At 70.7% G+C, this 8811-nt stretch carries 8 protein-coding genes; all 8 read left to right on the forward strand.

Translation table 11 applies throughout. The features are described from left to right. Positions 1 to 1098, forward strand: a 1098-nt coding sequence (dprA, locus tag FQY64_RS14180) for a DNA-processing protein DprA (RefSeq protein WP_146475326.1), incomplete at its 5' end; no start/stop codon positions are given. A 65-nt stretch (positions 1099 to 1163) separates the two neighbouring features. After that, positions 1164 to 1655 carry a DUF494 family protein gene (locus tag FQY64_RS14185; RefSeq protein ID WP_146475328.1) on the forward strand — a complete coding sequence of 164 codons (492 nt, stop codon included), beginning with the start codon at positions 1164 to 1166 and terminating at the stop codon, positions 1653 to 1655. 175 nt (positions 1656 to 1830) lie between these two features. After that, on the forward strand, positions 1831 to 2595 hold the full coding sequence (locus FQY64_RS14190) for a GYF domain-containing protein (RefSeq protein ID WP_186761035.1): 765 nt from the start codon (positions 1831 to 1833) through the stop codon (positions 2593 to 2595). A 6-nt stretch (positions 2596 to 2601) separates the two neighbouring features. Next, positions 2602 to 3624 (forward strand): RDD family protein, encoded by a 1023-nt coding sequence (locus FQY64_RS14195; protein ID WP_146475332.1) that lies wholly within the window; start codon positions 2602 to 2604, stop codon positions 3622 to 3624. Between the two features lie 178 nt (positions 3625 to 3802). Further along, a complete protein-coding gene (locus tag FQY64_RS14200) occupies positions 3803 to 6334 on the forward strand; it encodes a DNA topoisomerase I (RefSeq protein ID WP_146475334.1) in 2532 nt (843 codons plus the stop codon). Between the two features lie 200 nt (positions 6335 to 6534). Further along, the gene (locus FQY64_RS14205) at positions 6535 to 7065 is read left to right on the forward strand and encodes a hypothetical protein (RefSeq protein ID WP_146475336.1); all 531 of its coding nucleotides are present in this window, start codon (positions 6535 to 6537) and stop codon (positions 7063 to 7065) included. Between the two features lie 437 nt (positions 7066 to 7502). Beyond that, a complete protein-coding gene (locus FQY64_RS14210; RefSeq protein ID WP_146475338.1) occupies positions 7503 to 8117 on the forward strand; it encodes a hypothetical protein in 615 nt (204 codons plus the stop codon). A 16-nt stretch (positions 8118 to 8133) separates the two neighbouring features. Continuing rightward, on the forward strand, positions 8134 to 8811 hold a 678-nt coding region (locus tag FQY64_RS14215), incomplete at its 3' end, for a phospholipase effector Tle1 domain-containing protein (protein WP_146475340.1).

The following is an 8811-nucleotide window of genomic DNA, read 5'->3' on the forward strand; positions in this document are numbered from 1 at the left end:
GGCCCGGGCGCGCCGCGGCGCGCGCTGCTGGAGCGTCACGGCGCGCCGCGGGCGGCGCTCGCGGCCGGGCCGGGCGCCTGGCGCGAGGCGGGGCTGAACGTCACGCAAATCGAGGCGCTGCGGACGCCCGACCGTGCCGCGGTCGCGCGCGCGCTGCGCTGGCTGGAAGCGCCGCACCACCATCTGCTCGGCTGGCACGATCCGGACTATCCGCCGCTGCTGCGCCGCGCGCCGCACCCACCGCTGGCGCTGTTCGTCGCCGGCGATGCGGCCCGCCTGTGGCATCCGGCGGTGGCGGTGGTCGGCAGCCGCTCGCCCACCGCCGGCGGCCTCGACAACGCCTACGACTTCACCCGCGCGCTGGCGGCCAGCGGCCTGTGCGTGGCCAGCGGGCTGGCGGCCGGGGTCGACACCGCCGCCCATCGCGCCGCGCTCGACGCCCAGGCGCCGACCGTGGCCGTGCTCGGCACCGGCCCGGACGTCGCCTATCCGCGCGCCAACGCCGGCCTGCTCGCCCGCATCGCCGGCGACGACGGCGCGCCGCCCGCCGGCGCCGTCGTCAGCGAGCACCTGCCCGGCACCGCGGCGCGCCGCGAGCACTTCCCCGCGCGCAACCGCATCCTCGCCGGACTGACGCTCGGCACCCTGGTGATCGAGGCGGCCGAACGCTCGGGCGCGCTGATCACCGCGCGCCAGGCCGCCGAGGCCGGCCGCGAGGTGTTCGCGGTGCCCGGCTCGATCCACAACCCGCTCGCCCGCGGCTGCCACCGGCTGATCCGCGAGGGCGCGGCGCTGGTGGAGAGCGCCACCGAGGTGATCGACGCGCTCGGCCCGCTCGCCGCGGAACTGGCCGGCGACTTGCGGCACCGCCTCGCCGCCCCCATTCATGCCACAGCCGGCCCGCCGGGGCCCGCGGCCGAGCCGCTGGATCCCGACTACGAGAAGTTGTGGCAGGCGCTCGGGCACGACCCAATTCCTATGGATCGCCTGGTCGAGCGGACCGGATTGACGCCTGCGGTGCTGTCCTCCATGCTGCTGCTCATGGAGCTCGATGGCCGTGTCGCGGTCGAACACGGCCGGTACTGCCGGGTCCGCTGAGGTTCGTTCCGCATGCAGCAGCAAGCCCACCCACCGTGCGCCGCGCGCGGCGCAGGCTGAGGGACATGAAAGAAAGCATTCTGGACGTACTGCTGTACCTGTTCGAGCACTACCTCACCGCCGACGCGGACCTCTCCCGCGACCACGAGTCCCTGCAAAGCGGCGCGCTGTTCGAGGAACTGGGGCGCGCCGGCTTCAGCACGGCGGAGATCAACAAGGCGTTCGAATGGCTCGACGCGCTCGCGCGCCAGCGGCCGATGGCCGACGTGCCGCGCGCCGGCGGTCCGGTGCGCGTGTTCCACGGCGCGGAGCTGGCCAAGTTCGACGCCGACGCGCGCGGCTTCCTGATGTTCCTGGAGCAGCACGGCATCCTCGACGCCGGCCAGCGCGAGCTGGTGATCGACCGCGCGATGGCGCTGGACCAGGATCAGGTCGATCTGGACGACCTCAAGTGGGTCGTGCTGATGGTGCTGTTCAACCAGCCGGGGGCCGAGGCGGCCTACGCCTGGATGGAAAACCAGATGTTCGAGGACGACGATCCGGAGACGCTGCACTGAGGAGCGGCCGTCGGTGACCGGACGGCGCCCGCGTGCTGCGGGACGACGTGCGTCGCAGGCGTTGCAGGGAGCAAGCCCGGTCGTGCGGGCGACGCGATCCGCGAGCGGGGCGCCGGGAGCGGGAACGTCCGGCATGGGGGCTGCCGGGCGCCAGGGGACAGGCAGGGGGAGAGCGATGCACGAGTGGTTCTATCACGAGCCGGGCCAGGGCCGGCTCGGGCCGTTCGCGGCCGAAGAGATGCGCCGGCGCTACCGCGAGCGCCGCCTCCAGCGCGACACGCTGGTCTGGCGCGACGGCCTGCGCGAATGGCAGCCGCTGGAACGGGTGTTCGACGAACTGGACCTGTTCGGCGTCGAACAGGATGCCCGCCTGCCACCACCGCTGCCGGCGACCATGCCGGCGTCGCTCGGGCTGGGCGCCGCTCCGGCCATGGGCGCATCGCGCGGCGTCGGCGCCGCACCGGCCGCGACTCGCCCCGCCGCGCGCTCCGGCCTGTCCGGCTGCGCGATCGCGGCGATCGTCCTCGCGATCGGTGGCGTGGTGATGACCGGCATCCTCGCCGCGATCGCGCTGCCCGCCTACCAGGAATACACCGTGCGCGCCAAGATGCTCGGCGCGCTCGCCCCCGCATTCGCGTTGCAGCCGGCGATCGCCGAGCACGCGCTGCGCGAGGGCCGCTGCCCGGTCAACGGCGACGACGGCTTCGGCACGCCGGACAGCTACGCCACGCCCCACGTGACCGGCATCCGCATCGGCACGCTGGCCGAGACCGACCGCTGCGCCCTCGCCGTGCAGCTTCGCGGCATCGATCCCAAGGTCGACGGCCAGACCGTCGTCTTCGAAGCCGTCGCCGACGGCGACCAGTGGCGCTGGGCCTGCAGCGGCTCGCTCCCGGCCCGCTTCCTTCCCACCGACTGCCGCGACGTTCCGACCGAGTAAAGCGCCATGACGCAGTGGTACTACAGCGACTACGACCGCAACCGCCACGGCCCGGTGAGAGCCGAAGACCTCGCGATGCTGCACGCCAACGGCCAGCTCGCGCCGGAGACGCTGGTGTGGCGCGAGGGCATGAGCGAATGGCGGCCGTGGCGCGAGGTGATGGCCGAGGTCGTCGGCGGGCACGCGGCGCCCGCGCCGTCGCGCGCGAGCTTCGCGCTGGTGGAGGACGAACCGGCGCCGGCGCCCGAGCCCGCGCGCGCCAGCGCCGATCCCGGCGGCCGCAACCCCTACGAAGTGGTGCAGCCCGCGCCGCGCGCGCACGCGGCACCGGCCGATGCCGGCCGCAACCCGTACGAGGTCGTCGAGCGCTCGCCCTACGCCCCGCCGCGCGCGCATGTCGGCGGCGCCTCGACAGTGGTGCGCGACGGCCACGTGGTGTACGTCGGCTTCCTCAAGCGCTTCGCGGCCAGCATCCTCGACAACTTCGTGACCGGCATCGCCTCCTACGCGCTGCTGATTCCGCTGGTCCTGCTGATGGGCGCCAGCGCCGGCGTGCTGGTCGACGGCCAGGCGGCCGCCGGCCTCGGCGTCGGCTTCGTGGTCCTCATGTACGGCATCTCGATCGGCCTGCCGGCGCTGTATTTCGCGTGGATGCAGTCGTCCTCGACGCAGGCCTCGCTCGGCAAGATGGCGGTCGGCGTCAAGGTGGTGCGCTCCGACGGCAGCCCGATGAGCTTCGGCCGCAGCCTGCTGCGCTATCTCGCGCTGGTGCTGACGTGGGCGTTCACCTGCGGGATCGGCATGCTGGTGTCGGCGTTCATGACCGCGTTCACCGCGCGCCGGCAGTCGCTGCACGATCTGATCTGCGACACCGTCGTGGTGGACAAGTACGCGTTCACCGACCGGCCCGAACTGCAGCGCGAGGGCCTGGACGTGGTCACCATCGTGGTGATCGCACTCGGCGTGCTGCTGCTGGTGGCGATCTTCGGCCTGGGCTTCTTCGGCGCGATGATGGCCGACGCCGGCTGAGCCCGGGTCCGCGGGCGCCCGCTTGACAGGGCGCCCGCCCCGTGACACCTGTAAAAAAAGAGAGCACGACGCCACGCCCGCGGTCCGCCGCGGGCGTCGGCGTCTTGGCCGCACGCGATCTGCGCCTTTTCCCGACCTTCCAGGCGGGGCCGACAGCCCCGCGGAGCCCGCCGCCGTCATGGCCAAGAACCTCCTCATCGTCGAGTCGCCCGCCAAGGCCAAGACGATCAACAAGTACCTCGGCAAGGACTTCACGGTCCTGGCCTCGTACGGCCACGTGCGCGACCTGGTGCCGAAGGAGGGCGCGGTCGATCCCGAGCGCGGCTTCGCCATGCGCTACGACCTGATCGAGAAGAACGAGAAGCACGTCGATGCGATCGCCAAGGCGGCGAAGCAGGCCGAGGCGCTGTATCTGGCGACCGACCCGGACCGCGAGGGCGAGGCGATCAGTTGGCACATCGCCGAGATCCTGAAAGAGCGCGGGCTGCTGAAGGACAAGCCGCTGTACCGGGTGGTGTTCTCCGAGATCACCCCGCGCGCGATCCGCGAGGCGATGCAGCAGCCGCGCTCGATCTCCAGCAACCTGGTCGATGCGCAGCAGGCGCGCCGCGCGCTCGACTATCTGGTCGGCTTCAACCTCTCGCCGGTGCTGTGGCGCAAGGTGCAGCGCGGGCTGTCGGCCGGACGCGTGCAGTCGCCGGCGCTGCGCATGATCGTCGAGCGCGAGGAGGAGATCGAGGCGTTCGTCGCACGCGAGTACTGGAGCATCGAAGCCGAGTGCGCGCATCCCGGGCAGCCGTTCAGCGCCAAGCTGATCAAGCTCGACGGCCAGAAAGTCGAGCAGTTCACCATCACCGACGGCCGCACCGCCGAGGACGCGCGCGCACGCATCGTGCAGGCCGCCGGCGGCGCGCTGCACGTCACCGACGTCGCCAGCCGCGAGCGCAAGCGCCGCCCGGCGCCGCCGTTCACCACCTCGACGCTGCAGCAGGAGGCCGCGCGCAAGCTCGGCTTCTCCACCTCGCGCACCATGCGCGTGGCGCAGAAGCTGTACGAGGGCGTGACGCTCGGCAGCGAGGGCACGGTCGGCCTGATCACCTACATGCGTACCGACTCGGTCAACCTGTCGCAGGAGGCGGTGGCCGAGCTGCGCGACGTGATCGCGCGCGATTTCGGCACCCGCGCGCTGCCGGACAAGCCGAACGCGTACCAGACCAAGTCGAAGAACGCGCAGGAAGCGCACGAGGCGATCCGTCCGACCTCGGCGCTGCGCACGCCGGCGCAGGTGGCGCGCTTCCTCAGCGACGACGAGCGCCGCCTGTACGAGCTGATCTGGAAGCGCGCGGTCGCCTGCCAGATGGTGCCGGCGACGCTCAACACGGTGTCGGTCGATCTCGCCGCCGGCAGCCAGCACACCTTCCGCGCCAGCGGCACCACGGTGGTCGATCCGGGCTTCCTCGCCGTTTACGAGGAAGGCCGCGACACCAAGAGCGCCGAGGACGACGACGAAGGCCGCAAGCTGCCGCCGATGAAGCCGGGCGATCGCGTGCCGCTGGAGCGCATCCACGCCGACCAGCATTTCACCGAACCGCCGCCGCGTTTCTCCGAAGCTTCGCTGGTGAAGGCGCTGGAGGAATACGGCATCGGTCGGCCGTCGACCTACGCCTCGATCATCCAGACCCTGCTGTACCGCAAGTACGTGGAACTCGAGAACCGCCGCTTCCGTCCGACCGACGTCGGTCGCGCGGTGTCGAAGTTCCTGTCCGGCCACTTCACCCAGTACGTCGATTACGACTTCACCGCGCGGCTGGAGGACGAGCTCGACGCGGTCGCGCGCGGCGAGGAGGACTGGGTGCCGCTGATGGAGCGGTTCTGGAAGCAGTTCAAGACGCTGGTCGACGACAAGAAGGACAACATCGACCGCACCGACGCCGGTTCCGTGCGCGTGCTTGGCACCGATCCCAAGAGCGGCCGCCAGGTCAGCGCGCGCATCGGCAAATTCGGACCGCTGGTGCAGATCGGCACCAGCGAAGAGGACGAGAAGCCGCAGTTCGCGTCGCTGCGTCCCGGCCAGAGCATCTATTCGATCACGCTCGAGGAAGCGCTGGAGCTGTTCAAGCTGCCGCGCACGCTCGGCGAGAGCAACGGCGAGGAGGTCATCGTCGGCGTCGGCCGCTTCGGTCCGTTCGTCAAGCGCGGCGGCACCTACGCGTCGCTGCCGAAGGAGGACGATCCCTACGCGATCGACCTTGCGCGCGCGGTCGCGCTGATCGAGCAGAAGGAGGAGTTCGCCCGCAACCGCATCATCAAGCAGTGGGACGGCAGCGACGTGCAGGTGCTCAACGGCCGCTTCGGCCCGTATCTGAGCGACGGCGCGCGCAACGGCCGCATCCCGAAGGACCGCGATCCGGCGTCGCTCACGCTGGAGGAGGCGACGCGGCTGCTGGAGGAAACCGGCAAGCCGGTGCGCGGGCGTTTCGCGCGCAAGGCGGCCGCCAAGGCGGCACCGGCGAAGAAGGCGACCGCGCGCAAGACGGCGGCCGACGCCGCAGCGCCGGCGAAGAAGGCTGCGAAGAAAACGGCGGCACGGAAGACCGCCGCCAAGAAGGCCCCCGGCAAGACCGCCACGAAAAAGAAGGCGGGCACGGCCGCGGCGAAGACGGCGCGCAAGACCGCGACGCGGTCCGGCGCGGACGACGCGCCGTTCTGACCCGAGACGACGCACGGCGGGATCGCTGCGGCCGCGCAGCGAGGCGCGTCTCGTCGGCCGGCGTTGCATGACCGTCCGCCGCCTGCGTAGCATGCGCTCACCGATCGCCAAGGACGACCGCGATGACCGCTTCCCGCCGGAGCCGCTACGGCTCCGCCCTGATGGCCGTCTCCCTCGCACTGACAGGATGTTCCGCCGCCATGAGCAGCACCGCCGCGACCAGCCCCACCGCGCGCGAGCCGGACGACGGCGTCGAGTGGCCGTTGAAGTTCAAGGCGCATTACTTCGACGCGTATTGCTTCAGCACCTACGGATGCAAGGTGCACTACCGCGGCAGGCTGCGCGTCGACCACCCGGATGACGAGCTGCAGCCGTCATCGGAGGCGCTGGGAGACAAGTACCCGGACATCCTCGACGCCGGGATGGGCCCGATTCCGAACTTCCCGCCGCCCGCCAAGGTGAGCTGGCGCGCGAAGGACGGCACGCCGCTGGAGGCGGAGGTGGACATCGGGGAAATCTTCAGGGACGAACTGATCCGCCACCACGTCGCGCGCGAGGACGCCACGCCCAACGCGACGTCCGGCGCGCCCGGCATCATCCTCGAGGTCAACGACCGCACGATCAACGTGTACATGCGGGCGATGATCTGGCTCAAGCAACCGCGCGATCCGGAACGGCCGCACAGCAACTACCGCGACGACATCATCAAGGTCTTCAGCCGCACCTATTGAACACGGACGCTAGAACATGGGCACCATCGGAAGGCCCCCGGGCGGCGACGCCTATCCCGCCGATCGCGACGATCTGGACAGCTATCGTCGCGCGCACGCCGCGCTGGAGCAGCTTCGCGTGCCGGTGCTCGTGCGCAGCGACAACCCGCACGAGCGCCTGTTCGTCGCCGCGCTCGACGGCACCGGCAACAGTCTGTACGACGACAAGCCCGAGAACGTAGGGCGGGACTTGTCCCGCCACCGCATGCGACGCGACCTCCGGCGCGTGGAGGAGCGGCTTCAGCCGAGATCGGTCGCGGTGTCCGCACACGTCCCCGGGTCCCGCTTGTGCGGAAACGACGAGGTCGCCTCCCGCGCAGCCATCCCGGAGCTGCGTTGTTGCGCCGCCGCCCGCCGCCTGCGTAGCATGCGCTCACCGATCGCCAAGGACGACCGCGATGACCGCTTCCCGCCGGAGCCGCTACGGCTCCGCCCTGATGGCCGTCTCCCTCGCACTGACAGGATGTTCCGCCGCCATGAGCAGCACCGCCGCGACCAGCCCCACCGCGCGCGAGCCGGACGACGGCGTCGAGTGGCCGTTGAAGTTCAAGGCGCATTACTTCGACGCGTATTGCTTCAGCACCTACGGATGCAAGGTGCACTACCGCGGCAGGCTGCGCGTCGACCACCCGGATGACGAGCTGCAGCCGTCATCGGAGGCGCTGGGAGACAAGTACCCGCACATCCTCAGCGCCGGGATGGGCCCGATTCCGAACTTCCCGCCGCCCGCCAAGGTGAGCTGGCGCGCGAAGGACGGCACGCCGCTGGAGGCGGAGGTGGACATCGGGGAGATCTTCAGGGACGAACTGATCCGCCACAATCTGCAACCGCATGAGATTGCCGAGCGCGGCATCGGCCCCGGAGCGCTTCCGCAGATCATCCTCGAGGTCAACGACCGCACGATCAACGTGTACATGCGGGCGCACATATCGACGCGGGAGCTGCAGCAACCTGGCAACCGCTACAGCGACTTCCGCGCGGACCTGATCAAGGTGTTCAACCGGACCTACTGAGCACGGACGCTAGAACATGGGCACCATCGGAAGGCCCCCGGGCGGCGACGCCTATCCCGCCGATCGGGACGATCTGGACAGCTATCGACGCGCGCACGCCGCGCTGGAGCAGCTTCGCGTGCCGGTGCTCGTGCGCAGCGACAACCCGCACGAGCGCCTGTTCGTCGCCGCGCTCGACGGCACCGGCAACAGTCTGTACGACGACAAGCCCGAGAACTGGAGCGCGGTCGCCAGGATCTACCAGCAGGTCCGCGACCTGAAAGCCGCGGGCATCACACACATCGCCGGCGGCTATGTCGAAGGCACGTTCACCCAGAACGGCGTGTTGCGAACGCCCGAACGGCTCTGGGACGGGCGCTTCGCCCATACCTTCGACGAGCGCGTGGAAACGGCGTATTTCCAGTTGTGCGTGCAGGCGAAAGCCTGGCTGCGGGAAGATCCGCAGGCGCAGATCCGGATAGTCGGCATTGGATTCAGCCGCGGCGCAGAGGAGGTGGCGGCGCTGCTGCGGATGATCGAGGAGCGCGGCATTCGCGATCCGGACGAAGCCCGCTACAGCAGGGACGCCGAAGGCCTCATCACCCGCATCGAATACGCCGACCGCCCGCCGCTGGTGCCGCCGGGGAAGACCCTGCAGGCCGCCCTGCTGTTCGATCCGGTCGCCACCGGCGCCGAGGACCACGACCGCCGGTTG

This window comes from Vulcaniibacterium thermophilum, assembly GCF_007923255.1.
Lineage (GTDB): Bacteria > Pseudomonadota > Gammaproteobacteria > Xanthomonadales > Xanthomonadaceae > Lysobacter_F > Lysobacter_F thermophilum.

Bases quoted from the DNA above. Each gene is read 5' to 3' on its own strand.
- FQY64_RS14200 (WP_146475334.1), top strand. From the start codon at position 3,803: ATGGCCAAGAACCTCCTCATCGTCGAGTCGCCCGCCAAGGCCAAGACG.
- FQY64_RS14195 (WP_146475332.1), top strand. From the start codon at position 2,602: ATGACGCAGTGGTACTACAGCGACTACGACCGCAACCGCCACGGCCCG.
- FQY64_RS14210 (WP_146475338.1), top strand. From the start codon at position 7,503: ATGACCGCTTCCCGCCGGAGCCGCTACGGCTCCGCCCTGATGGCCGTC.
- FQY64_RS14190 (WP_186761035.1), top strand. From the start codon at position 1,831: ATGCACGAGTGGTTCTATCACGAGCCGGGCCAGGGCCGGCTCGGGCCG.
- FQY64_RS14185 (WP_146475328.1), top strand. From the start codon at position 1,164: ATGAAAGAAAGCATTCTGGACGTACTGCTGTACCTGTTCGAGCACTAC.
- FQY64_RS14205 (WP_146475336.1), top strand. From the start codon at position 6,535: ATGAGCAGCACCGCCGCGACCAGCCCCACCGCGCGCGAGCCGGACGAC.